22 protein-coding genes are annotated in these 23420 nt (G+C 68.5%); 18 read left to right on the top strand and 4 right to left on the bottom strand.

Annotated elements, in window-relative coordinates; translation table 11 throughout:
* The first annotated feature begins 58 nt into the window (after positions 1-58).
* From nirB to ACSQ9A_RS09730, 11 genes are all read left to right on the top strand, one after another.
* Entirely contained in the window at positions 59-2491 is a 2433-nt protein-coding gene (nirB, locus tag ACSQ9A_RS09780; RefSeq protein ID WP_436303511.1) for a nitrite reductase large subunit NirB, read from the top strand.
* Between the two features lie 23 nt (positions 2492-2514).
* Positions 2515-3294, top strand: coding sequence for a type IV pili methyl-accepting chemotaxis transducer N-terminal domain-containing protein (locus ACSQ9A_RS09775; RefSeq protein WP_093102400.1), 780 nt, complete (start codon positions 2515-2517; stop codon positions 3292-3294).
* Between the two features lie 10 nt (positions 3295-3304).
* Positions 3305-3685 carry a nitrite reductase small subunit NirD gene (gene nirD / locus ACSQ9A_RS09770; protein ID WP_093102398.1) on the top strand — a complete coding sequence of 127 codons (381 nt, stop codon included), beginning with the start codon at positions 3305-3307 and terminating at the stop codon, positions 3683-3685.
* Between the two features lie 9 nt (positions 3686-3694).
* A complete protein-coding gene (locus tag ACSQ9A_RS09765; RefSeq protein ID WP_436303510.1) occupies positions 3695-6496 on the top strand; it encodes a nitrate reductase in 2802 nt (933 codons plus the stop codon).
* Between the two features lie 86 nt (positions 6497-6582).
* The gene (ybiB, locus tag ACSQ9A_RS09760) at positions 6583-7497 is read left to right on the top strand and encodes a DNA-binding protein YbiB (protein WP_436303509.1); all 915 of its coding nucleotides are present in this window, start codon (positions 6583-6585) and stop codon (positions 7495-7497) included.
* Positions 7494-8282, top strand: coding sequence for a uroporphyrinogen-III C-methyltransferase (gene cobA, locus ACSQ9A_RS09755; protein ID WP_093102394.1), 789 nt, complete (start codon positions 7494-7496; stop codon positions 8280-8282). Before ybiB ends, cobA begins: the two co-directional genes overlap by 4 nt.
* 79 nt (positions 8283-8361) lie before the next feature.
* A complete protein-coding gene (locus ACSQ9A_RS09750) occupies positions 8362-9492 on the top strand; it encodes a sterol desaturase family protein (protein WP_093102392.1) in 1131 nt (376 codons plus the stop codon).
* 59 nt (positions 9493-9551) lie between these two features.
* Complete coding sequence (locus ACSQ9A_RS09745; protein WP_436303508.1) at positions 9552-10754, top strand: NAD(P)/FAD-dependent oxidoreductase; 1203 nt, start codon at positions 9552-9554, stop codon at positions 10752-10754.
* 111 nt (positions 10755-10865) lie between these two features.
* Positions 10866-11078: a 30S ribosomal protein S21 gene (rpsU, locus tag ACSQ9A_RS09740; RefSeq protein WP_007833691.1), complete on the top strand. Its 213-nt coding sequence runs from the start codon at positions 10866-10868 to the stop codon at positions 11076-11078.
* 98 nt (positions 11079-11176) lie between these two features.
* Positions 11177-11641, top strand: a complete 465-nt coding sequence (locus ACSQ9A_RS09735; RefSeq protein WP_436303507.1) for a GatB/YqeY domain-containing protein — start codon at positions 11177-11179, stop codon at positions 11639-11641.
* A 2-nt stretch (positions 11642-11643) separates the two neighbouring features.
* Complete coding sequence (locus tag ACSQ9A_RS09730) at positions 11644-12108, top strand: NUDIX domain-containing protein (protein WP_436303506.1); 465 nt, start codon at positions 11644-11646, stop codon at positions 12106-12108.
* Here the strand turns inward: ACSQ9A_RS09730 and pmbA are convergent.
* Complete coding sequence (gene pmbA, locus ACSQ9A_RS09725) at positions 12105-13475, bottom strand: metalloprotease PmbA (protein ID WP_436303505.1); 1371 nt, start codon at positions 13473-13475, stop codon at positions 12105-12107. The genes ACSQ9A_RS09730 and pmbA overlap by 4 nt on opposite strands.
* A 58-nt stretch (positions 13476-13533) precedes the next feature.
* Here pmbA and yjgA point away from each other — a divergent pair, with 58 nt between their 5' ends.
* Together yjgA and mog are read left to right on the top strand one after the other, a co-directional pair.
* Positions 13534-14190: a ribosome biogenesis factor YjgA gene (yjgA, locus tag ACSQ9A_RS09720; protein ID WP_436303504.1), complete on the top strand. Its 657-nt coding sequence runs from the start codon at positions 13534-13536 to the stop codon at positions 14188-14190.
* Complete coding sequence (gene mog, locus ACSQ9A_RS09715) at positions 14187-14783, top strand: molybdopterin adenylyltransferase (protein ID WP_436290640.1); 597 nt, start codon at positions 14187-14189, stop codon at positions 14781-14783. The genes yjgA and mog overlap by 4 nt, the downstream gene beginning before the upstream one ends.
* 111 nt (positions 14784-14894) lie before the next feature.
* On the opposite strand, the gene cysE is transcribed toward mog, so the two are convergent.
* Both cysE and ACSQ9A_RS09705 read right to left on the bottom strand, forming a co-directional pair.
* Positions 14895-15668 carry a serine O-acetyltransferase gene (gene cysE, locus ACSQ9A_RS09710; RefSeq protein ID WP_093102382.1) on the bottom strand — a complete coding sequence of 258 codons (774 nt, stop codon included), beginning with the start codon at positions 15666-15668 and terminating at the stop codon, positions 14895-14897.
* A gap of 35 nt (positions 15669-15703) precedes the next feature.
* On the bottom strand, positions 15704-16456 hold the full coding sequence (locus ACSQ9A_RS09705; RefSeq protein ID WP_093102380.1) for an RNA methyltransferase: 753 nt from the start codon (positions 16454-16456) through the stop codon (positions 15704-15706).
* Between the two features lie 88 nt (positions 16457-16544).
* Here ACSQ9A_RS09705 and ACSQ9A_RS09700 point away from each other — a divergent pair, with 88 nt between their 5' ends.
* The 3 genes from ACSQ9A_RS09700 to ACSQ9A_RS09690 are packed head-to-tail and all read left to right on the top strand — an operon-like array spanning position 16545 to position 20868.
* Positions 16545-17570, top strand: coding sequence for an inositol monophosphatase family protein (locus ACSQ9A_RS09700; RefSeq protein ID WP_093102379.1), 1026 nt, complete (start codon positions 16545-16547; stop codon positions 17568-17570).
* Positions 17570-19804, top strand: a complete 2235-nt coding sequence (locus ACSQ9A_RS09695) for an FUSC family membrane protein (RefSeq protein WP_436303503.1) — start codon at positions 17570-17572, stop codon at positions 19802-19804. Before ACSQ9A_RS09700 ends, ACSQ9A_RS09695 begins: the two co-directional genes overlap by 1 nt.
* Positions 19804-20868, top strand: a complete 1065-nt coding sequence (locus ACSQ9A_RS09690; RefSeq protein WP_093102376.1) for a mechanosensitive ion channel family protein — start codon at positions 19804-19806, stop codon at positions 20866-20868. Before ACSQ9A_RS09695 ends, ACSQ9A_RS09690 begins: the two co-directional genes overlap by 1 nt.
* On the opposite strand, the gene ACSQ9A_RS09685 is transcribed toward ACSQ9A_RS09690, so the two are convergent.
* The gene (locus tag ACSQ9A_RS09685) at positions 20865-21356 is read right to left on the bottom strand and encodes a MarR family winged helix-turn-helix transcriptional regulator (protein WP_093102374.1); all 492 of its coding nucleotides are present in this window, start codon (positions 21354-21356) and stop codon (positions 20865-20867) included. The two genes, ACSQ9A_RS09690 and ACSQ9A_RS09685, sit on opposite strands and share 4 nt — an antisense overlap.
* Positions 21357-21447: 91 nt before the next feature.
* Between ACSQ9A_RS09685 and ACSQ9A_RS09680 the strand changes: the two genes are divergently transcribed.
* Both ACSQ9A_RS09680 and ACSQ9A_RS09675 read left to right on the top strand, forming a co-directional pair.
* Entirely contained in the window at positions 21448-22434 is a 987-nt protein-coding gene (locus ACSQ9A_RS09680) for a Bug family tripartite tricarboxylate transporter substrate binding protein (RefSeq protein WP_436303502.1), read from the top strand.
* Between the two features lie 15 nt (positions 22435-22449).
* Complete coding sequence (locus ACSQ9A_RS09675) at positions 22450-23415, top strand: Bug family tripartite tricarboxylate transporter substrate binding protein (protein ID WP_093102371.1); 966 nt, start codon at positions 22450-22452, stop codon at positions 23413-23415.
* The last annotated feature ends 5 nt before the right edge of the window (positions 23416-23420 follow it).

Genomic DNA, 23420 nt, shown 5'->3' with positions numbered 1-23420 from the left:
GGCGCGCGATTGTCCGCGCAAGCCGCGAGCCCCCTCTTTGCTTGAAAGGTCCCACCCCATGAAGAAGATGAAACTCGTGATGGTCGGCAACGGCATGGCCGGCGTGCGCACGCTCGAAGAGCTGCTGAAGATCGAGCCCGATCTCTACGACATCACCGTCTTCGGCGCCGAGCCGCATCCCAACTACAACCGCATCCTGCTGTCGCCGGTGCTCGCCGGCGAGCAGACGGTCGACGAGATCGTGCTCAACAGCTGGGAGTGGTACGCCGAGAACAACATCACGCTGCACGCCGGCAAGAAGGTGGTCGAGGTCGATCGCGTCAAGCGCATCGTGCGGGCCGAGGACGGCACCGAGGCCGCCTACGACCGCCTGCTGATGTGCACCGGCTCCAACCCCTTCATGCTGCCCGTCCCGGGCAAGGACCTGAAGGGCGTGATCGCCTACCGCGACATCGCCGACACCGACTACATGATCGAGACCGCGAAGACGCACAAGAACGCGGTGGTCATCGGCGGCGGCCTGCTGGGCCTGGAAGCGGCCAACGGCCTGATGCTGCGCGGCATGAACGTGACCGTGGTGCATGTCATGCCCTGGCTCATGGAGCGCCAGCTCGACGACGTGGCGGGAAAGCTGCTGCAGAAGTCGCTGGAAGACCGCGGGCTCAAGTTCCTGATCGGCGCGCAGACGCAGGAGCTGGTCGGCAACGATGAAGGACGCGTTGCGGCCATCCGCTTCAAGGACGGCACCGAGGTCGCGGCCGACCTGGTCGTGATGGCCGTGGGCATCCGGCCCAACGTCGAGCTGGCCGAGAAGATGCGCCTGCATTGCAACCGCGGCATCGTGGTCACCGACACCATGCAGACCGTGACCGACGCGCGCATCTACTCGGTGGGCGAATGCGCGGCTCACCGCGGCATCGCCTACGGGCTGGTCGCACCCTTGTTCGAGCAGGCCAAGGTGGCGGCCAACCATCTCGCGCAGTTCGGCATCGGCCGCTACCTCGGATCGCTGACCTCGACCAAGCTCAAGGTGACGGGCATCGACCTCTTCAGCGCCGGCGAGTTCATGGGCGGCGAAGGCACCGAGGAGATCGTGATGAGCGACCCCTTCGGCGGCGTCTACAAGAAGCTGGTGATCAAGGACGACAAGCTGGTCGGCGCCTGCCTCTACGGCGACACGGTCGACGGCAGCTGGTACTTCAAGCTGCTGCGCGACGGCCGCAGCGTGAGCGACATCCGCGACAAGCTGATGTTCGGCGAATCGAACATCGGCGACACCGGCCACGAAGGCCACAGCAAGGCCGCCAGCATGCCCGACGACGCCGAGGTCTGCGGCTGCAACGGCGTCAGCAAGGGCACCATCTGCAAGGCCATCAAGGACAAGGGCCTGTTCACGCTCGAAGAGGTCAAGAAGCACACCAAGGCCAGCGCCTCCTGCGGCTCGTGCACCGGGCTGGTGGAACAGATCCTGATGTTCACCGCCGGTGGCGACTACTCGGCCACGCCGAAGAAGAAGGCGGTCTGCGGCTGCACCGACGCCAGCCACCAGGACGTGCGCGACGCGATCCGCAAGGAACACTGGCTCACGCACGATGAGGTCTATCGCGGCCTCGGCTGGCGCACGCCCAACGGCTGCGCGACCTGCCGCCCGGCCGTCAACTACTACCTGATCTCGACCTGGCCCAAGGAGGCCAAGGACGACCCGCAGAGCCGCTTCATCAACGAGCGCAGCCACGCCAACATCCAGAAGGACGGCACCTATTCGGTGATCCCCCGCATGTGGGGCGGCCACACCACGCCCGACGAACTGCGCCGCATTGCGGACGCGGCCGACAAGTACAAGATCCCGACCGTCAAGGTCACCGGTGGACAGCGCATCGACCTCCTAGGGGTGAAGAAGGAAGACCTGGAGAACGTCTGGAAGGACATCGGCATGCCCTCGGGCTTTGCCTACGCAAAGTCGCTGCGCACGGTGAAGACCTGCGTCGGCAGCGAGTGGTGCCGCTTCGGCACGCAGGACTCGACGCAGATGGGCAAGGACCTCGAGCGCGCGCTGTGGGCCATGTACTCGCCGCACAAGGTCAAGCTCGCGGTCTCGGGCTGCCCGCGCAACTGCGCGGAGGCCGGCATCAAGGACGTGGGCGTGATCGGCGTCGACTCGGGCTGGGAACTCTACGTGGGCGGCAACGGCGGCATCAAGACCGAGGTGGCGCAGTTCCTCGTGAAGGTCAAGACCTCCGAGGAGGTGATGGAGTACGCGGGGGCGTTCCTGCAGCTCTACCGCGAAGAGGGCTGGTACCTCGAGCGCACGGTGCACTACATCGGCCGTGTGGGCCTGGACTATGTGAAGAAGAAGATTCTCGAGGACGCCGAAGGCCGCAAGGCGCTGTGGGAGCGGCTGCAGTTCGCACTCGACGGCGAACCCGATCCGTGGTTCGAGTCGAGCCAGGCCTCGGTCGACGTGCGGCAGTTCACGCCGCTGGCGGCATGAAAACCGCAAGCCGGAGAAGTGGTTTGAAAAGACGGCTCTTCATCGCCTCGACCGCCCTGATCGGCCTGGGCGCACGCGCCCAGGTGGCCGACCTCAACGACGCCATCAACAAGGCGGGGCGCCAGCGCATGCTCTCGCAGCGCGCGAGCAAGGCCTACCTGGCGCTGGTGCAAAAAGTGGAGACGCGCAACGCCCAGCAGGTGCTGGACCGGTCCATCGCCCTGTTCGACCGCCAACTGGTGGAGCTCAAGACCTTCGCGCCTACCCCCACCATCCGCGGCACCTACGACACGCTCGACGGTGCCTGGAACGATTTCAAGAGAGAACTGACGGGCCCCGCTCCCGGCAAGAACGAAGCGGCAAAGGTCGTCAAGCTGGATGCCGCCGTGCTCGCCCTGGCGCACCAGGGCACGGTGCAGTACGAAGCGGCCTCGGGCAAGTCGGTGGGCAAGCTGGTCAACATCGCGGGCCGTCAGCGCATGCTGTCGCAACGCATGGCCAAGTTCTACCTGGCCAGTGCCCTGCAGATCGACCCGACGGGCAGCGCGGCCGAGATCGCCAAGGCGCGCTCGGAGTTCGTTGCAGCACTCGAAACCCTGCGCAGTGCGCCCGAGGTCACGACGCAGATCAAGGAGGAGCTGGTGCTGGCCGACGCGCAGTGGGTGTTCTTCAACCACGGCCTTCAGCGTCTGGAAGGCGCGAGCGCGTCGCCCAAGCTCATGTCCGACGTGTTCGTCACCAGCGAGAACCTGCTGGCGATCATGGATCGCATCACCGGCCTGTATTCCAACCTCAAAACCTAGAGAGACCCCCATGAGTGAATGGAAAGTCATCTGCCGCATCGACGACATCCCCGTGCTCGGCGCGCGACGCGTTGCACGACCTGCGGGCGTGGACGTGGCGGTATTCCGCAATGCCGAGAACCAGGTCTTCGCCTTGCTCGACCGCTGCCCGCACAAGGGCGGCCCGCTGAGCCAGGGCATCGTGTTCGGCACCAGCGTGGCCTGCCCGCTGCACAACTGGGCGATCGGGCTCGACGACGGCTGCGCGAAATCGCCGGATGAAGGATGCACGCCGCGCTTCGCGGTGAAGGTCGCGGACGGTGTGGTCCATCTGGATGCAGGCGAACTCGCGACGCATGCCACCGATCTCGAACGCCCCGTCGCGGGACCGAAGCGCTCCGTCGCAGCCTGAAGGCATGCCATGAACGAAACACGCTCCACCTGCCCGTACTGCGGTGTCGGCTGCGGCGTGATCATCGAATCCGATGGCGCGCAGATCACCGGCGTGCGCGGCGACCCGGAGCACCCGGCCAACTTCGGCCGCCTGTGCACCAAGGGCTCGACGCTGCACCTGACCGCCAGCGCGGCGGTCACGCGGCAGACGCGGCTGTTGCAGCCGATGCGGCGTGCCGAGCGCGGTGTGGCGCCCGAGGCCGTCGGCTGGGACACTGCGCTCGACACGGCCGCCGACAAGTTCGCCCAGGTCGTGCGCGAGCAAGGCCCGAACGCCGTCGGTTTCTACGTCTCGGGCCAGTTGCTCACCGAGGACTACTACGTCTTCAACAAGCTGGCCAAGGGCCTGATCGGCACCAACAACATCGACACCAATTCGCGCCTGTGCATGAGCAGCGCGGTGGCCGGCTACAAGAAAACGCTGGGCGCCGACGCGCCGCCGGCCTGCTACGACGACCTGAAGCACGCCGAGTGCCTGTTCATCGCCGGCAGCAACACCGCCTGGGCCCATCCGATCCTGTTCCGCCGCATCGAGGATGCGAAGGCGGCCAACCCGGCGATGAAGATCGTCGTGGCCGATCCGCGCCGCACCGACACCTGCGAGATCGCCGACCTGCACCTGGCCATCCAGCCGGGCACCGACGTGATGCTCTTCAACGGCATGCTGCACCTGATGCTGTGGGAAGGCTGGACCGATGCGCGCTACATCGCCGCCCACACCAGCGGCTTCGAGGCGCTCAAGGCCACCGTGCGCGACTGCACGCCCGATCGCGTGGCGCAGGTCTGCGGCATCTCCAAGGACGACCTGCTGCAGGCCGCGCGCCTGTTCGCCACCTCGGCCGCGACGCTGAGCCTCTACTGCCAGGGCCTCAACCAATCGTCGTCGGGCACCGCCAAGAATGCGGCACTGATCAATCTGCACCTCGCGACGGCGCAGATCGGCAGGCCCGGCGCCGGCCCCTTCTCGCTGACCGGGCAGCCCAACGCGATGGGCGGCCGCGAAGTGGGCGGCCTGGCCAACCTGCTGTCGGCGCACCGCGACCTCGCCAACCCGCAGCATCGTGCCGAGGTCGCCGCTCTCTGGGGCGTGCCTTCGGTGCCGGAGAAGCCCGGCAAGACCGCAGTCGAGATGTTCCAGGCCGCCGCCGACGGCGAGATCCGCGCGCTCTGGATCGCCTGCACCAACCCCGCGCAGTCGATGCCCGACCAGGCCACCGTGCGCCGCGCGCTCGAACGCTGCGAATTCGTGGTCGTGCAGGAAGCCTTCTCGACCACCGCCACCTGCGACTTCGCCGACTTGCTGCTGCCGGCCACCACCTGGGGCGAGAAGAACGGCACCGTCACCAACAGCGAGCGCTGCGTCTCGCGGGTGCGGCCGGCCGTCGCGGCACCGGGCGAGACGCGCGACGACTGGGCCATCGCGATGGATTTCGCGCGCCGGCTCGAAACACGGCTGGCGCGTGCGAACACGCTGTTCCCCTATGCGAGTGCGGAAGCCGTGTGGAACGAGCACCGCGAATCCACGCGCGGCCGCGATCTCGACATCACCGGCATGAGCTACGCGATGCTCGAGGCCGCGCCGCAGCAGTGGCCGCTGCGCGAAGGCGAGACCACCGGCCGTGCGCGCCTCTACGAAGACGGCGTGTTCGCCACGCCCGACGGCCGCGCGCGCTTTGCCGACGTCGCCTACAAGCCGGTGGCCGAAGCCCGCGAGGCGCGCTTTCCGTTCTCGCTCAACACCGGCCGCCTGCGCGACCAGTGGCACGGCATGAGCCGCACCGGCACGCTGGGCCGCCTGTTCGGCCACGCAGCGGAGCCGACGGTGCAGATGCATGCGCAGGACATGGCGCGCCGCCAGTTGAAGGAGGGCGACCTGGTGCACGTCACCTCGCGGCGCGGCTCGATCGTGCTGCCCGTCGCGGCCAGCGCCGAGGTGGGGATGAGCCAGGCGTTCATCGCCATGCACTGGGGCGGCGAATATCTCAGCGGCCGCTCCAGCACCGGCGAGCCATTGGCCGGCGTCAATGCGCTCACGACGCCGGCCTTCTGCCCCGATTCGAAGCAGCCCGAACTCAAGCACGCGGCCGTCAAGATCCTCAAGGCCGAACTGCCCTGGTCCTTGCTGGCGGTGGCATGGCTGCCGCGGGACGCGTCCCTGGACATCCGCGAGGCTCTGCGCGCACTGATGCCGTCCTTCCCCTTTGCCAGCTGCGTACCGTTCGGCACCGGCGGCGCCCTGGAGGGCAGCGGGCCGGAGCGCACCGGCATCCTCTTTCGCGCGGCCGCCTACGACGCGCCTTCCAACGATGTGCTCGCCCGCATCGAGGGACTGTTGGGGCTCGGCGGCACCGACACCTTGCGCTATGCCGATGCCAAGCACGGGCAGCGGCGCGCTGCGCGGCTGGTGCGCGACGGCCAGGACGCACACCTCGAAGGCTTCCTGCTGGCCGGCGACACGCGTGCGGAGGCCTGGATCAAGACCTTGCTGCAGGACCAGTTGCCCGCACAGGCCTATGGCCGCCAGCTGCTCAAGCCCGGCGCCGCCGCCCCGGCCGGCGTGGCGGCGCGCGGCAAGGTCATCTGCAGCTGCTTCGGCGTGACGCAGACCGCCATCGGCGAGCACCTGGCGGCCGCTTCGGGTCCCGAAGGCGATCGCCTCGCCACATTGCAGGGCGCGCTGAAATGCGGCACCAATTGCGGCTCCTGCCTGCCCGAGCTCAAGCGCATGGTGCGCGCGAGCGCGGCACCGGCCCTGGCCGAGCAATCATGAGCGCATGGACGGCTTCCCTTCCTGCCTTCCAGGGCATAAGCGCAGCCGTATTGCGGCATAAGCCTTGCGGGACAATGGGCCTACCCATGGGAATCAGCCACTACATCAAGGAAATCGGCCGCGGCGCGCGCGGCGCGCGGCCGCTCAACCGCGAGCAGGCCGCGGACCTCTTCGGCCAGGTGCTCGACGGCACCGTGACCGACCTGGAAACCGGCGCCTTCTGCCTGGCCATGCGCATCAAGGGCGAGACGCCGGATGAGATGGCCGGCTTTCTCGATGCCACCCATGCGCGCCTGGCGCGCTTTCCCGCCACCGGCCGGCCGCTGGTGGTGCTGCCCAGCTACAACGGCGCGCGCCGGCTGCCGGTGCTCACGCCCTTGCTCGCGCTGCTGCTGGCCCGCGAAGGTCTGCCGGTGCTGGTGCATGGCGCGGCCACCGAATCGACCCGGGTGCTGGCCTCCAACGTGCTCGCGGCCCTCGACGTGCAGCCGCTCGCGGCCATCCGGCCCATCGCGAACGGAGAGGCGGTCTTCGCACCGACCGAGCTGCTCAGCCCCGGCCTCAAGCGCCTGCTCGACGTGCGCCGCGTGGTCGGCCTGCGCAACCCCGGCCACAGCGTGGTCAAGCTGATGCAACCGACGCAAGGCGCCTGCGTGGTGGTCGGCAGCTACACGCATCCCGCCTACGCCGAGTCCATGGCAGCGACCTTCGAGCTGCTGGGCATGACCGCCCTGCTCTCGCGCGGACTCGAGGGCGAGAGCGTGGCCGACCCGCGCCGCACCGCGCAGGTCGACGGCTTCGTGCGCGGCCGGCGCGTCGCACTGCAGACCCAGGAGCCCGGCACGCAAGCCGAGGTGCCCGGGCTGCCCAAAGAAATCGACATCGAGACCACGGCCGACTACACGCGGCGCGTGCTGGCCGGCCAGGCGCCGGTGCCGGACGCGATCGCGCAGCAGGTCGAGCATGTCCTGCAGTTGGCCCAACAGGTGGAGCACCCATGAGCACCCTTTCCCATCACGGCAGCTGCACCCTGGTCGGCGCCGGCCCCGGCGATCCCGAACTGCTCACGATCAAGGCCGTCAAGGCGATCCAGGCGGCCACCGTGCTCCTGGTCGACGACCTGGTCAGCGAGGAGATCCTGGCCTACGCGCGGCCCGGCGCGCGCATCGTCCATGTCGGCAAGCGCGGCGGCTGCAGGAGCACGCCGCAGGCCTTCATCGAGCGGCTCATGATCACCGCGGTGCGCGAGGGCGAGACCGTGGTGCGCCTCAAGGGCGGCGACCCCTTCATCTTCGGCCGCGGCGGCGAGGAGGTGGAGCACCTGCGCGAAGAAGGCATCGAGGTGCGGGTGATCAACGGCATCACGGCTGGCCTCGCCGCCGTCACCGCGCTGGGCGTGCCGCTCACGCACCGCGACCACGCGCAGGGCGTGGTGTTCGTCACCGGCCACGCCAAGACGGGCCATGCGGCCGACCAGCATCCGACCGACTGGCGGCAGTTGGCCGCCACTGCGCGCGACGCGCGGCTCACGCTGGTGATCTACATGGGCGTCACGGGCGTGGCCCATATCCAGAACGAGCTGCTGCACGGCCTGGCGGGCGACACGCCGGTGGCCGTGATCCAGCATGCGAGCCTGCCGCAGCAGCGCCACATCGCGACCACGCTCGCGCGCCTGCCTTTCGACCTGGCGGCAGCCGGGCTCGGCAGCCCATCCGTGATCGTGGTCGGCGACGTGCTGCGCGGCCTTGCCGCGGCGGGCCTGCCGGCGACGCGCTTCGGCACCTGAATCGGCCGTTCGGCCTGTCGGCACGTTCCGGCGCCACCCCTAGAATCCTCCAGCCCTCGAACACGGGCGGGAGATCAGGATGCTGGAGCTCGAAAAACTCAATGAATTCACCGAAAGCCATGGCGAGCTGCAACGCGGCAAGGGCCTGGTCACCGGCACCATCGCGCTCTCGCTGGGCATCCTGTGCTTCCTGGGCGTGCTCGTGTTCCACTTCCCGCAGTACCTCAGCACGCCCGAGCTGCGCCGCAGCTACAACGTCGACGTGATGCGCATCGTGCTGCTCGTTGCGATGGTGATTTCCGGCGGCCTCTCGCTGGTGAACATCATCTTCAACCGCTCGCGCTGGCTCTCCTCCTTCGCCTTCCTGCTGGTGGCCGCGGCGGCGCTGCTCGGCGGCCACAAGGTGCCGGTCAACGACTTCGCCGACAACACGCCCTACATCGGGCTCGACTGGTTCATCCTCGACCTGCTGGGCTCTTCGCTGATCTTCATCTTCATCGAGAAACTGTTCGCGCACCGCAAGGACCAGCCGGTGTTCCGCGCCGAGTGGCAGACGGACTTTCACCATTTCGTCGTCAACCACATGATCGTGGGCTTCGTGCTGCTGGCGACCAACCTGCTGGTGCACAAGCTCTTCGGCTGGGCCGCCAACGACGGCGTGCGCGGCTGGATCGCGGGGCTGCCCTTCTGGGCCGGCGTGCTGCTGATCATCCTGGTGGCCGACCTGGTGCAGTACTGGACGCACCGCGCCTACCACGAGGTGCCGCTCCTGTGGCGCCTGCATGCGGTGCACCACAGCGTCAAGAGCATGGACTGGATGGCCGGCTCGCGCCAGCACATCCTCGAGCTGCTGATCACGCGCACGCTGGTGCTAGCGCCGATCTACGTGCTGGGCTTCAGCAAGGAAGTGATCGACGCCTACATCGTGGTGGTCGGCTTCCAGGCGGTCTTCAACCACTGCAACGTGAGCGTGCGCCTCGGGCCGCTGCGCTACCTCATCGTCACGCCCAACTTCCATCACTGGCACCACAGCCAGGACGACGAGGCGATCGACAAGAACTACGCCGCGCACTACGCCTTTCTCGACTATCTCTTCGGCACGGCCGTCAAGAGCACCAGGCTCTGGCCAGAGCGCTACGGCGTGGTCGGCGACTACGTGCCCAACGGCTTCTTCAAGCAGCTGAAGTTCCCGTTCGTGTGGAAGGGATGAGTCCCGCCCTGCCGCCCGAAGGGGCTCGCACCGCAGCGCGCAGCGCGGAGGTTTGCTGAATGACCGCGTTCGACGCGGTGGTCGTCGGCGCGGGTGCCGCCGGTCTCTTCTGCGCCGGACTGGCGGGCCAGCGCGGCCTGAAGGTGCTGCTCATCGACCACGGCGAGCGCATCGCCGAAAAGATCCGCATCTCGGGCGGCGGGCGCGCCAACTTCACCAACCGCGACCTGGACGTGCGCGCGCCGCAGCGCCATTTCATCGGCGACAACCCGCATTTCTGCCGCTCGGCGCTGTCGCGCTACACGCCGCAGCAGTTCATCGAACTGGTGCAGCGCCACGGCATCGCTTTCCACGAAAAACACAAGGGCCAGCTCTTCTGCGACGGCAGCTCGCAACAGATCATCGACATGCTGCTGGCCGAGTGCGCGGCCGGCGGCGTCGCGCATTGGCAGCCCTGCAGCGTCGGCGAGATCGCGTTCTCGGATGGAGGGGGCTATCGGATCGAAACCAGCCGGGGCAGCGTCCAGACGTCCAAGCTGGTGATTGCGACGGGCGGCCTTTCCATTCCCCAGCTCGGCGCCAGCGATTTCGGCTACCGGCTCGCGGCGCAGTTCGGTCTGCGCGTGGTCGCGCCGCGTCCCGCTCTGGTGCCCCTGACTTTCGGCGGCGAAGCCTGGTCGCCCTACGCCGAGCTGGCCGGCTTGGCGCTGCCGGTGCAGATCGAAACCGGCGCCAAGAAAGATCGCACAGTTTTCCTCGAAGACCTGCTCTTCACCCATCGCGGCCTCTCGGGCCCGGCGGTGCTGCAGATTTCGAGCTACTGGCAACCGGGCGCCCCGCTCACCATCGATTTCGCGCCGGGGGTGGACGTGCGCGCCTCGCTCGGCGAGGCCAAGCAACGCTCGCGCAAGCGCATCGGCAACGAACTGGCCGGCTTGGTGCCCGCGCGGCTGGCGGACGCCTGGGTCGGGCAGGACGCAGCGCTGCAGCGTCCGATCAACGAAGCGGCCGACCGGGCGCTCGCCGCGCTGGCCGAGCGCATCGCACGCTGGCAGATCACCCCCAGCGGCACCGAGGGCTACAAGAAGGCCGAGGTCACGGCCGGCGGCATCGACACCCGCGAGCTGTCTTCGCAAACCATGGAATCCAAGCAGCGCGGCCTGTATTTCATCGGCGAAGTGGTCGACGTGACCGGCTGGCTCGGCGGTTACAACTTCCAGTGGGCCTGGGCCAGCGCCCATGCCTGCGCTCACGCGCTATAATGTCGGGCTAACTTTGGCCTCCCCTCAACGGCCTACCCCATGATCAGTTGAGGAACCCCGGCCCGGGGCCCGATCTTCCCCAGGCCAAATTCAACAAAGACCGATTTTTAAATGACCACCATCCGCGTTAAAGAAAACGAGCCCTTCGACGTCGCGCTGCGCCGCTTCAAGCGCACCATCGAAAAGCTCGGCTTGCTGACCGACCTGCGCGCCCGCGAGTTCTACGAGAAGCCGACCGCCGAGCGCAAGCGCAAGAAGGCCGCAGCGGTCAAGCGCCACTACAAGCGCGTGCGCAGCATGCAGCTTCCCAAGAAGCTGTACTGAGCATCCGCCGCGCTGGCGCCGAAGCCAGCGTCCGGTTCAGAGCCGCGCCAGGGATACCTGCCGCGGCTTTTGTTTTTAGCCTGTCAAGAAAGCCTGCCATGAGTCTCAAGGACCAGATCACCGAAGACATGAAGACCGCGATGCGCGCCAAGGACTCGGAGCGCCTGGGCACCATCCGCCTGCTGCTCGCCGCCCTCAAGCAGAAGGAAGTCGACGAGCGCATCGAGCTCGACGATGCGATGGTCGTGGCCATCGTCGACAAGCTGGTCAAGCAGCGCAAGGACTCGGTCGCCGCCTTCACCCAGGGCGGCCGCACCGACCTGGCCGACAAGGAAGCCGCCGAGATCAAGGTGCTGGAGGTGTACCTGCCCCAGCGCATGGGCGCGGACGAGATCGCGGCCGAGGTCGGGGCCATCGTGGCCGAACTCGGCGAAAAACTTGGTCGCAAAGCGGGCCCCGGCGACATGGGCAAGGTGATGGGCGCGGTCAAGACCCGCCTGGCCGGCAAAGCCGACATGGGCCAGGTCAGTGCTGCCGTGAAGGCCGCGCTCTCGGGCGGCTGAGGATGACGGCACGCACCGCGATCCACAAGGCCTGCGCCTGCGTGGTGGACGACCGCGGCCGCCTGCTGGTCTTCCACCATCCCGGCGACAGGAGCATGCAGTTGCCCAAGGGCACGGTGGAGCCCGGGGAAGCGCCAGAAGACGCCGTGCGGCGAGAGCTGCTGGAAGAGTCGGGCATCGACTATCGCGGCGAACTGCAGCCGCTGGGCACGCTGGACCGCGAATGCGAGGCCGGCATCGAAGGCAACGTGCGCCGGCATGCCCAGCTCTGGCACCTGTTCCTGATGCGCGCACCATCGCCGCTGCCCGAGACCTTCGACCACGTGGCCATGGGCAGCCCGGAAGAAGACGGGCTCGTTTTCAGCTTCAGCTGGTTGGCGCCCGATGCGCCTCTGGACGGCTTCACCACGCCCTACCTCAACGCCATCGCCAGGGTGCGCGAGGCGCTGCTCGCAGACGCGGTTTAGCTTCCGGCGACCTTCATCCGGTTCACCAGGATCGAACCGGTGGTCTTCGCACCGTAGTTGTAGGCATCGGCACCGATCGCCTCGATGCCGAGCAGCATGCTCTTCAAGTTGCCGGCAATCGTGATCTCCTGCACCGGAAAGGCGATCTTGCCCTTCTCGACCCAGAAGCCGCTGGCGCCGCGCGAGTAGTCGCCCGTCACGTAGTTGACGCCCTGCCCCATGAGCTCGATCACGAACAGACCGGTGCCGAGCTTGGCGAGCATGGCATCGAGATCGTCGCCCTTCTTCGTCAGCCGCGAGCTCAGAGTGAGGTTGTGCGAACCACCGGCATTGCCGGTGGTCTTCATGCCCAGCTTGCGCGCCGAGTAGGTGCTCAGGAAATAGCCCTCGAGTCGGCCGCCGTCGACCACCTTGCGCTTGCGGGTGGTCACGCCCTCGTCGTCGAAGGGCGAGCTGCCCTTGCCGCGCAGGATGTGCGGATCTTCGAGCACGTCGATGTGCTTGGCCAGCACCTGCGTGCCGAGCGAGTCGAGCAGGAAGCTGCTCTTGCGGTAGAGCGCACCGCCGCTGGTGGCCTGCACCAGGCCGCCCAGCAACCCGGCCGCCATCGGCGACTCGAAAAGCACCGGGCATTCAGTGGTCTTGATCTTGCGCGACTTGAGGCGGCTCAGCGCGCGTTCAGCCGCATAGCGCCCGACGGCCGCCGGGCTCGCGAGCTCCTCGGCCGAGCGCATCGAGCTGTACCAGGCGTCGCGCTGCATATCGTCGCCTTTGCCGGCGATCGGCGCTACCGAGATCGAGTGCCGCGAGCTCGCATAGCCGCCGCGAAAGCCGCGCGTATGGGCGCTGAAGAAATGGCTTTGCTGCGCCGAGACGCCTGCGCCTTCGCTGTTGGTGATGCGCTTGTCCGTCGACAGTGCTGCGGCCTCGCATTCGAGCGCCAGCGCAGCGGCATGCTCGCTGCTGATGTTCCAGGGATGGAACAGGTCGAGATCGGGCTGGTCGGTGACGATGTCCGCTTCGTCGGGCAGGCCGCTGACCGGATCCTCGGCCGTGAAGCGCGCGATGTCGTAGGCCGCCCGCACCGTCTGCGCGACGGCGGCCTCGGAGAAGTCGGAAGTGCTGGCATTGCCGCGCCGATGGCCCACATAGACCGTGACGCCGAGCGACTTGTCGCGGTTGCGCTCGACGTTCTCGAGTTCGCCCTTGCGCACCGAGACGCTGAGGCCACAGCCCTCGGACGCCTCCGCGCCGGCGTCGGTGGCGCCGAGCTTCTTGGCATGCGCCAGGGCCGAATCGACCAGGTTTTCGAAAAAGGGGCGGGTGTAGGCGAAGCCGGAATCGGCGCGCGATGAAGATGTGCTCATGTGTTGGCTATGATACTTGCGCCCCCTGTTCCCGATGGTGCGGCCAACGATTGCCTCTATGTCCCGCAAACCCAAAAAAGGCTACTTCGTCCGCGGCCAGTTCGTGGCCGAAGGCAGCGAACTCGATCTGGAGCTCAAGCGCGAGCTCAAGGGCACCGACGCAGCAAGCAGAACCGATCTCAAGCGCGAAAGCACCGAACTGCAGGCGCTGGGCGAAGCCCTGCTCACGTTGCGCGCCGGCCTGCTCGACAAACTCGATCTCGGCGAGAAGCTGAAGGACGCGATCGAAGAAGCCAAGCGCATCACCAATTTCGAAGGCAAGCGGCGCCAGATGCAGTTCATCGGCAAGCTGATGCGCGGCCTCGATGCGGCGACACTCGACGCCGTGCGCAGCGCACTCGACGAGCAGAACCGCGGCCCGGCCCAGGAGACCGCGATCCTGCACGACGCCGAACGCTGGCGCGACCGCCTGATTGCCGACGACGACGCGCTCGGCGGCTGGATCGAAACCCATCCCGGCACCGACGCCCAGCAGCTGCGCGCGCTGGTGCGTCAGGCGCGCAAGGACATCAAGGCCGGACCGCCCGGCGAGGCGCCGCGCCAGGGCAAGGCCTACCGCGAGGTGTTCCAGATCGTGCGCGCGCAGCTGGGCGTGCATGGCACCGACGACCATGCGGCCGAGGCCTCGGAACAGTCGCGCGAGGAGGACGCATGAGCGAAGTCGGCACATTCGACCCGGTGCGCATCGGCATCGTCTCGATCAGCGACCGCGCCTCCAGCGGCGTCTACGAGGACAAGGGCCTGCCCGCGCTGCAGGAATGGCTGCAGCGCGCGCTGCGCAACCCGATCCGCTTCGAGCCGCGACTGATTCCCGACGAACAGGCGGGCATCAGCGCGGCGCTGATCGAGCTGGTGGACGCCGGCTGTTCGCTGGTGCTGACGACCGGCGGCACCGGGCCGGCCCTGCGCGACGTGACGCCGGAAGCGACGCTCGCCGTGGCGCACAAGGAAATGCCCGGCTTCGGCGAGCAGATGCGGCAGATCAGCCTGCGCTTCGTGCCAACGGCGATTCTTTCCCGCCAGGTGGCGGTCGTCCGCGATCGCAGCCTGATCATCAATCTGCCGGGGCAGCCGAAGGCGATCGCGGAGACGCTCGAAGGATTGAAGGACGCCCAGGGCGCGCAGGTGGTGCCGGGCATCTTCGCCGCGGTGCCCTACTGCATCGACCTGATCGGCGGGCCTTATCTGGAAACCGACGAATCGGTGTGCAAGGCGTTCCGGCCGAAGTCGGCGATCCGGTCGCGTTGAATCACCTTTCGCCGGGGCGAACTCCCGGCTCCGGCCTCAACAAAGCATGCAACCGAAGGCCCAACGCCCCGCCCTCACCCCAACCCTCTCCCAGAGGGAGAGGGAGCAAGTTCACTTCCCCACCAGCTGCGTCAGGCGCTCCGCCTCGAAGCACTCTTCCCGCGCCGCATCGCCCGGCACGCAATCCTTCTTTCCGGGCTGCGCGGACAAGGCCTCGATCGCCTGCCACAGCAGCGCGATCTGGTGATCCTGGCCCGACGCGTTGTCGATCAGCCCCTTCATGGCCTGCGACAACGGGTCGTCTTCCATCGTGATCCCGTAGGCCGTGAACTTCCTGTCGGCGGTCGTGACGTCGGCACTGGTGCCCGCCTTCGACGGAATGATGCGCGCCGGAATGCCCACTGCCGTGGCGCCCGCAGGCACCGGCTTGATCACGACGGCGTTGCTTCCGATCTTGGCGCCGTCGCCGACCACGAAGCCGCCGAGCACCTTGGCCCCTGCACTGACCACCACGTCCTTGCCCAGCGTCGGATGCCGCTTGGCGCCCTTGTAGAGCGAGGTGCCGCCGAGCGTCACGCCCTGGTAGATCGTGCAGCCGTCGCCGATCTCGGCGGTCTCGCCGACCACCACGCCCATCGCATGATCGAAGAACACGCGGTCGCCGACGATCGCGCCCGGATGGATCTCGATGCCGGTGAACCATCGCGAGCATTGCGAGATGAAGCGCCCGATCCACTTCAGGCCATGGCCCCAGCACCAGTGCGCAAGGCGGTGCAGCACCACGGCATGCAGGCCCGGATAGAGGGTCAACACTTCCCAGCGCGTCCGGGCGGCCGGATCGCGGTCGAGGATGCACTGGATGTCGGAGCGCAGGCGCGAGAACATGGATGTTCTTGTTATGGCTATATGGGCCGCGCAGTCTAAGGGCTCGGGTCATCGCGCACGCGCGATGGGGTTTTCTGCGACGCATCCGCCATCGCCTTGGCGATGCCGCGCAGGATGTGAATCTCCTCCGGCGTCGGCTGCGCGCGGTTGAAGAGCTGCTGCAGCCGCGGCATCAGCTTCTTGGGCGCCTCGGGGTCCAGAAAGCCGATCTGCACCAGCGAGCGCTCCCAGTGTTCGAGCATGCCAGCCACGGCCTGAGCATCGGCCGCCTGGACCGGTGCGGTGGCATCCCGCACCGCGTAGCCGCCCAGCGCGAGCCGCCATTCGTAGGCAATCACCTGGATCGCCGCGCCGAGGTTCAGCGAGCCGAAGCTCGGATCGGTCGGAATGCTGAGCGCGACATGGCAGCGGTAGACATCCTCGTTGCGCATGCCGAAACGCTCCGAGCCGAACAGGAAGGCCACGTGCTGCCCCTCATCCTTGGCGAGCGGCTCCAGGTGCTCGCGCGGCGTGCGCGTGGGTGGGCCGAAGTCGCGCGGCACCATCGCGGTCGCGCACAGGTGGGTGACGCCGTCGAGCGCCTCGTCCAGCGTCTCGACGATGCGCGCATTGGCCAGCACGTCCAGCGCCCCGCTCGCGCGCTGGATGGTCTCCTCGCGCCGCAGCACATTGGCCCAGCGCGGCGCGACCAGCACGAGATCGCCGAAGCCCATGGTCTTCATGGCGCGCGCGGCAGCACCGACGTTGCCGGCGTGGCTGGTCTGGATCAGGATGAATCGGGTGCGCATGTAAAATCCCCCGATTCTCGCCGCCCGCATCGCCGGGCCGCATTCCAGGGCGCGTTCCGGCGCCGCCCGCCGTTCTTCCCACAATCCAATGTCGTCCCCCAACCTGCACCCCATGCTCAACGTGGCCGTCAAGGCCGCCCGCGCCGCCGGCGCCATCATCAACCGCGCCGCGCTCGATGTCGAAGCGGTGCGCATTTCGCAGAAGCAGGTCAACGACTTCGTCACCGAAGTCGACCACGCGAGCGAGCGAGCGATCATCGAGACGCTGCTCGGCGCCTACCCGGGGCACGGCATCCTGGCCGAGGAATCGGGCACCGAGCACGGCGCCAAGGATTCCGACTACGTCTGGATCATCGATCCGCTGGACGGCACCACGAACTTCATTCACGGCTTCCCGGTCTACTGCGTCTCGATCGCGCTCGCGATCAAGGGCAAGGTCGAGCAGGCCGTCATCTACGACCCCAGCCGCAACGACCTCTTCACGGCCACCAGGGGCCGCGGCGCCTTCATGAACGACCGCCGCCTGCGCGTGAGCAAGCGCACGCGGCTCAACGAGTGCCTGATCTCGACCGGCTTCCCCTTCCGCACCGGCGACAACTTCAAGCAGTACCTGGCCATCATGGCCGACCTGATGCCGCGCGCCGCCGGCCTGCGCCGCCCCGGCGCGGCCGCGCTCGACCTGGCCTACGTGGCGGCCGGCTTCACCGATGCCTTCTTCGAAACCGGCCTCAACATCTGGGACGTGGCGGCCGGCTCGCTGATCGTCACCGAAGCGGGCGGCCTGATCGGCAATTTCACCGGCGAGCCCGACTTCCTCGAGCAGCGCGAGTGCCTTGCCGGCGCCCCGCGGATCTATGGCCAGCTGGTGCCGATCCTGGGCAAGTACTCGAAGTTCGCCAGCGTCGACGACAAGCTGCGCGCCAGCGACCGCGTGCGCGCCGTCGATCCCTCGGCCCACCCGGGCGACGTCTACGCGCGCAGCACCGTCGTCGGTGCGCAGACCGATGCCGAGGCACCGGCCGACACGGCAGCCGCGCCGGCGCCGCGCAAGCTCACGCGCCTGCGCCGCGAGTCGCCTGTCGGGCCCGCCCTGGACGACGACGACGCCAAGTGATGCGGGCGCAGCGCGCCACCGCGGACCGGGGCCGCGCCGCGCTGCGCGTGGCGCTCTCGCATTACGTCGCGAACGGCCTGTCGGTCGCCTTCGGGCTGATGCTGATCTCCGGCGGCGTGCATCTGCTGCTGGGCGCCCTGGCCGCCTCGGCGGCCGCCGTCGGCGTGATCGTCACCGCCCCGCCCGACCTGCCCGGCCCGCGCCGCGGCAAGTTCTGGCAGATGCTGCCGTCGCCGCTGATCGGGCTGCCGCTGTTCTTTTTCGTGCAGCTGCTGCACTCGGCGCCGCTGCGCCTCGGCCTGCTGCTGGTGCCGGCGACCTTCCTGGCCTTCGTCGCCATGGCCTGGGGCAAGCGCGGCATTCCGATCGCGATTGCGGTCATGTTCTCGATGATCTTCTCGATGGCCACGCCCGCACCCACGGGCATGACCGAAGCGCTCGAACGCACGCTGCACTTCGGCATCGGGGCCGGCCTCTACGTGATCTACGCGGTGCTCGCCAACCATGCGCTCAACGGCCGCTACCGCGTGCAGGCGATGGCCGACGTGCTGCTTTCGCTGGCCGCGCTGATGCGCACCGAGGCCCGGCAGTTCACGCCCAGGGACGATTCCGGCGACGTGCGCGAAGTGCCGGCCTCGCTGCTCGGCCAGCTGCTGCGCGAGCAGGCCGCGCTGGCCGACCAACTGCAGGCGACGCGCGACATCGTGCTCGAATCGCCGCGCACGCCGCGCCGGCAGCGGCTGGCCGGCATGCTGGTGCTGGTGCTCGAGCTGCGCGACCTGCTGCTGGCCAGCGAACTTGACCTCGACGCGCTCAAGGCGCATCCCGGCCATGCCGCGGCGCTCTGCGAGATGCAGCGCGTGCTCGACGAGCTGGCCGACGAGACTGAAGCGCTGGCCGATACGCTGCTGCTGGGCCGCGAGCCTGCCCCGGTGCCCGATCGCCGTCCCGAGCTGGCGGCCATCCACCTCGACGACGAAGACGCGCCGCCGCCCGCCGGCCAGATCGGGCCGACGCCCGCGATGCTTGCGCGCGGCCTGGCCAGCCGCATCGGCCACATCAACGACGAAGTGCTGCGCCTGGTGGCCATGGCGCGCGGCGATGTCGAGCCCGACCTCACGGTGGTGCGGGCCAACTGGCAGATGTTCGTGAGTCCCACCGAGTGGTCGCTGCGCCCCTTTCTCACGCTGTGGCGCTGGGATGCGCCGCCGCTGCGCCATGCGATCCGCGCCGCGCTCGCCATTGCCACCGGCTACGCGATCGCGGTGATGCTGCCCTGGGGTTCGCACGACTACTGGATCCTCTTGACCATCGTGGTGGTGTTGCGCGGCAGCCTGTCGCAAACGCTGGAGCGGCGCAACAGCCGCGTGGCCGGCACGTTGCTGGGCTGCGTGCTCGCGGTGGCCTTGCTGTCCGCGCATCCCTCGCCGCTGGGCATGCTGGCCGCGGTGACGGTGGCGCAGGCGATTGCGCACGGCTTTGCGGTGCGGCGCTACCTGGTCACCTCCGTGGCCGCCACCGTGCTCGGCCTGCTCCAGGCCCACATGCTGAACGTCGGCATGAGCCCGACCTTCGCGCTCTTCGAGCGCGTGGCCGACACGCTGATCGGCGCCGCGCTGGCCTGGGCCTTCTGCTACGTGCTGCCCTCGTGGGAGCGCAGCCAGATTCCGGCGCTGGTGGCGCGAACGCTCACGGCGCAGGCGCGCCATGCCCGGCTGGCGCTGGGCCTCGGCCAGCTGCGCTCGGTGGTCACCAGCCCCGAACTCGAATGGCGGCTCGCGCGCCGCGAGGCCTACGACAGCCTCTCGGCGCTGGTGCAGGCCACGCAGCGCTCGCTGTCGGAACCGCGCGCGGTGCAGCCGCCGCTCGAGCCGCTCGAGCACCTGCAGGCGCACAGCTACCAGTTGCTGGCGCAGCTGAGTGCGGTCAAGTCGATGCTGGTGCTCAGGCGCGACCGGCTCACGCCAGCCGAGATCGAAGGGCCGCTCGCGCGCACCGCCGAGCGCATCGAGGCCGCCATCGGCAGCGCGCCCACGACCGGACCGGTGATGCCGGAGAGCGCCTCCGCCACCACGCTGGCCGGGCCGATCCCGCTGCCCGATCCCTTCGACAACGACGTCAGCCCCTGGCTGCTGCGCCGGCTCGACCTGGCGACTGGCATCGCCGCGCAGTTGCGCGACGATGCGGCACGCATCCTGCAACCCCTGGACGAGAACCTCCCCAAGGCTGCCTGATGAACAAGGAAATGCTGCTCGCCCATGCGTGGTTCGGCCCCTGCCTGGCCGCCCTGATCGTCGTGCCGCTCGCGCTGCTGGTCCACCGCCTCGGCGGCATCGTGCTCAAGCGCGTGACCCGTTCCACGCCCGCGCTGTTCGCGATGCTGATCGGCATCGAGAATGCCGCGCGCGTCGTGCTGCCGCTGGCGGCGCTCCAGATGGTGTGGCAGGCTGCGCCCGACGACCTGCGCTTCATCGGAAGCGTCCGGCACCTGAACGGGCTGCTGCTGATTGCCGCGGTCACCTGGCTCACCGTCAGGGCCGTCAACAGCTTCGCCGAGGGCGTGCTGGCCCAGCATCCCCATGACGTGACCGACAACCTGCAGGCGCGCCGCGTGCTCACGCAGACGCGCGTGCTCGCGCGCACCGCCAATTCGGTGCTGCTGGTGGCCGGCGGCGCGATGATGCTGATGACCATTCCGGGCGCACGCCAGGTCGGCGCCAGCCTGCTGGCCTCGGCGGGCGTGATCGGCATCGTGGCGGGCCTGGCCGCCAAGCCCGTGTTCAGCAACCTCATCGCGGGCCTGCAGATCGCGCTGGCGCAGCCGATCCGCATGGACGACGTGCTGGTGGTCGAAGGCGAATGGGGCCGCGTCGAGGAGATCACCGGCACCTTCGTCGTGCTCAGGATCTGGGACGACCGGCGCATGATCCTGCCGCTCAGCTACTTCATCGAGAAGCCGTTCCAGAACTGGACCCGCCACGACGCGCAGCTGCTCGGCTCGGTCTTCATCCATGCCGATTACGGCATGCCGCTCGCGCCGCTGCGCGAGGAGGCGGAGCGCATCGTGAAGGCAGCGCCCGAATGGGACGGCCGCTTCTTCAACCTGCGCGTGACCGATGCCACCGAGCGCAGCATGCAGATCCGCGTGCTCTGCACCGCGGCGTCTTCGTCGCTGGCCTTCGACTTGCGCTGCACGGTGCGCGAAGGGCTAATCGACTTCATGCAGCGCGAGTACCCGCAGTTCCTGCCCAGGCTGCGCATCGAGGACACGGCCCCGCCGCAAGCCGCGCCCGCCTAGGGACCGCGCCGCCCGCGGTCGGCCTTGGGCAGCACCGCGTCGGCGGCCATCGCTTCGGCCTGCGCCTGCAGACGCGACAGCGACGCGTCGAGCTGCGCGGCGGCGCGCTCGTCGAGCACCGACATGAGCTGCGCATTGATCGCCGACACGAGCGGAAAGAGTTCGGCATAGAGCACGCTGCCCTTGTCCGTGAGGCGCAGCAGCACATGACGCCGGTCGCCGCCCGGCTGGGTGCGCAAGACCAGCCCCTTCGCCACCAGCGAGCCCACTGCCTTCGAGGTGCGCGCACGGTCCAGCTGCGCATGCTCTGCGAGCTGCGAGGAGCCCAGCGCGCCGCGGCTGGCCAGCGTCGCGATCAGGCGCCACTCGCGCCGCGTGATGCCGAAGCGGCCTTCGCACAGGCGGATGACCATGCCGCCGGCCACCGACAGCAGGCGGCTGAGCCGGTACAGCAGCAGGTCGTCCAGCGGTCTGAGCGCTTCGGCCATCGGGTTTTTCCGCAGAACAGTTGATTTGATCAATCGATTGTCGAGCCTCTAGAGTCGTGCGGCGCCACGGCACACCCAGGAGACGATAACCATGCCCTTTGCTTCGATCGACCGCCGCCAGGCCCTTGCCGCGCTCGGCGGCCTCGCGCTCGCGCCGCTGGCCGGCGCCCAAGCTGCCTTCAGCCCCGGCCAGCCGATCAAGGTGCTGATCGGCGTGCCCGCCGGCGGCACGCAGGACGTGCTGACGCGGGCGATCGCGCACGAGGTGCGCGACTCGCTCGGGTCGCTGGTGGTCGACAACCGCTCCGGCGCGGCCGGCCGCATCGCGGTCGAGGCCGTGAAGACCGCGCCACCCGACGGCCGCACCCTGCTGCTCGGCACCGCCAGCATGATGACCATGTTCCCGAGCGCCTACCGCAATCTCTCCTACGACCCGATCAAGGACTTCGTGCCGATCATCAATGCAGCGCGCTTCGAGTTGGCGCTGGTGGTCCACAAGGAGGTGCCCGCCAACACGCTGCCGGAGTTCATCGCCTGGGCCAAGAGCCAGGGCGACAACCTGAGCTTCGCCTCCTACGGCGCCGGCACACCCTCGCACTTTCTCGGCGAGATGCTCAACCGCGCGGCCGGCCTGAAGATGGTCCACGTCGCCTACCGCGGCTCGACGCCGGCGCGTCAGGACGTGATGGGCGGCACCGTGCCGGTTTACTTCGACACCGTGGGCGGCGCGCTCCAGCTGCAGACCACCGGCCGCGTGAAGGTGCTGGCCACCAGCGGCGACAAGCGCTCGCCGCTGATGCCCAGCCTGCCGACCTTCGCCGAGGCCGGCTACAAGGACGTGGTCGCAGCTGCCTGGTTCGCCTACTACGCGCCGCGCAACACGCCGCAGCCCATCGTCGACAAGCTGCGGGCCGAATTCACCCGCGCCGTCAATGCGCGCGAAGTGCGCCAGCAGCTGCTGCAGAACGGCATGTACCCCGTGGGCGACGATGCCGTGGCCTTGCTGAAGACCATGCGCGAGGACACGGCGCGCTGGGGCGGCATCATGCGAGCCGTGAACTTCCAAGCCAACGACTGAACGGGAACCCTCTCCATGCTGAAACACATTCTTCGCCGGCTCACCGGCACCCTCGCCCTGGCCGCCATCGCCTGCGCCGCCGCGGCCCAGCCGCTGGACAGCCCGCTGCGCATCGTGGTGGGCTACGCGCCCGGCGGCGCGACCGACCGCGTGGCGCGCATCGTCGGTGACAAGCTGCAGGCCAAGCTCGGCGTGCCGGTCGTGGTCGACAACAAGCCCGGCGCGGGCGGCCGCCTCGCGGCCCAGCAGGTCAAGGCCACGCCCGCCGCGCAGAACGTGCTGATGCTGGCCAACCCGGCCGTGATGGTCGTGGCGCCGCTGGTCTTCAAGGACAACGGCTATGACGCCGAACGCGACTTCGTGCCGGTCTCGCACGTCAACGACTACGAATTCGCGCTGTCGGTGGCGACTGCCGTGCCGGTGCGCGAGTTGCCGCACCTGCTGGCCTGGATGCGGGCCAATCCCGAGAAGGCCAACGTCGGTGTGCCCGCCACCGGCAGCCTGCCGCACTTCTTCGGGCTCATGGTGGGCGAGAAGGCCAAGGTGCCGACGCAAGTGATCGGCTACCGCGGCTCCAGCCCGCTCTTGACCGACCTGATCGGCGGGCAGGTGCCGATCGCCGTCGACACGCTGGACGTGGTCATCCCGCAGCACCAGGCCGGCAAGATCCGCATCCTCGCGATGTCGGGCGCGAAGCGCTCGCCCTTCGCGCCCGAGGTGCCCACCTTCAAGGAGGCCGGGCTCGACCTGGTCGCCACCGGCTGGAACACCTTCTTCGCGCCCGCGACCATGCCGCGCGAGAAGGTCGCACGCCTGTCGCAGGCCATCCGCGAGGTCATGCAGGACCCGGACACCGTGCGCCGCTTCAAGGATTCGCTGATGACGCCGGTGGCCAGCACGCAGGAGCAGACGGCGGCCATGCTCAAGGCCTACCGCGCCCAGTGGGCGCCCGTGGTCCAGAAGTCCGGCTACCAACCCTGAACTTT

Source organism: Variovorax sp. LjRoot290, assembly GCF_964253985.1.
In the GTDB taxonomy this organism is placed as follows: domain Bacteria; phylum Pseudomonadota; class Gammaproteobacteria; order Burkholderiales; family Burkholderiaceae_C; genus Variovorax.
Note: the sequence above shows the minus strand (reverse complement) of the source record. Positions and strands in the feature narration are given on the sequence as shown.

Excerpts from the sequence above, each read along its gene's own strand:
- nirB (WP_436303511.1), top strand. The coding sequence starts at position 59 with ATGAAGAAGATGAAACTCGTGATGGTCGGCAACGGCATGGCCGGCGTG.
- nirD (WP_093102398.1), top strand. The coding sequence starts at position 3,305 with ATGAGTGAATGGAAAGTCATCTGCCGCATCGACGACATCCCCGTGCTC.
- ACSQ9A_RS09765 (WP_436303510.1), top strand. The coding sequence starts at position 3,695 with ATGAACGAAACACGCTCCACCTGCCCGTACTGCGGTGTCGGCTGCGGC.
- ybiB (WP_436303509.1), top strand. The coding sequence starts at position 6,583 with ATGGGAATCAGCCACTACATCAAGGAAATCGGCCGCGGCGCGCGCGGC.
- cobA (WP_093102394.1), top strand. The coding sequence starts at position 7,494 with ATGAGCACCCTTTCCCATCACGGCAGCTGCACCCTGGTCGGCGCCGGC.
- ACSQ9A_RS09750 (WP_093102392.1), top strand. The coding sequence starts at position 8,362 with ATGCTGGAGCTCGAAAAACTCAATGAATTCACCGAAAGCCATGGCGAG.
- ACSQ9A_RS09745 (WP_436303508.1), top strand. The coding sequence starts at position 9,552 with ATGACCGCGTTCGACGCGGTGGTCGTCGGCGCGGGTGCCGCCGGTCTC.
- rpsU (WP_007833691.1), top strand. The coding sequence starts at position 10,866 with ATGACCACCATCCGCGTTAAAGAAAACGAGCCCTTCGACGTCGCGCTG.
- ACSQ9A_RS09735 (WP_436303507.1), top strand. The coding sequence starts at position 11,177 with ATGAGTCTCAAGGACCAGATCACCGAAGACATGAAGACCGCGATGCGC.
- ACSQ9A_RS09730 (WP_436303506.1), top strand. The coding sequence starts at position 11,644 with ATGACGGCACGCACCGCGATCCACAAGGCCTGCGCCTGCGTGGTGGAC.
- pmbA (WP_436303505.1), bottom strand. The coding sequence starts at position 13,475 with ATGAGCACATCTTCATCGCGCGCCGATTCCGGCTTCGCCTACACCCGC.
- yjgA (WP_436303504.1), top strand. The coding sequence starts at position 13,534 with ATGTCCCGCAAACCCAAAAAAGGCTACTTCGTCCGCGGCCAGTTCGTG.
- mog (WP_436290640.1), top strand. The coding sequence starts at position 14,187 with ATGAGCGAAGTCGGCACATTCGACCCGGTGCGCATCGGCATCGTCTCG.
- cysE (WP_093102382.1), bottom strand. The coding sequence starts at position 15,668 with ATGTTCTCGCGCCTGCGCTCCGACATCCAGTGCATCCTCGACCGCGAT.
- ACSQ9A_RS09705 (WP_093102380.1), bottom strand. The coding sequence starts at position 16,456 with ATGCGCACCCGATTCATCCTGATCCAGACCAGCCACGCCGGCAACGTC.
- ACSQ9A_RS09700 (WP_093102379.1), top strand. The coding sequence starts at position 16,545 with ATGTCGTCCCCCAACCTGCACCCCATGCTCAACGTGGCCGTCAAGGCC.
- ACSQ9A_RS09695 (WP_436303503.1), top strand. The coding sequence starts at position 17,570 with ATGCGGGCGCAGCGCGCCACCGCGGACCGGGGCCGCGCCGCGCTGCGC.
- ACSQ9A_RS09690 (WP_093102376.1), top strand. The coding sequence starts at position 19,804 with ATGAACAAGGAAATGCTGCTCGCCCATGCGTGGTTCGGCCCCTGCCTG.
- ACSQ9A_RS09685 (WP_093102374.1), bottom strand. The coding sequence starts at position 21,356 with ATGGCCGAAGCGCTCAGACCGCTGGACGACCTGCTGCTGTACCGGCTC.
- ACSQ9A_RS09680 (WP_436303502.1), top strand. The coding sequence starts at position 21,448 with ATGCCCTTTGCTTCGATCGACCGCCGCCAGGCCCTTGCCGCGCTCGGC.
- ACSQ9A_RS09675 (WP_093102371.1), top strand. The coding sequence starts at position 22,450 with ATGCTGAAACACATTCTTCGCCGGCTCACCGGCACCCTCGCCCTGGCC.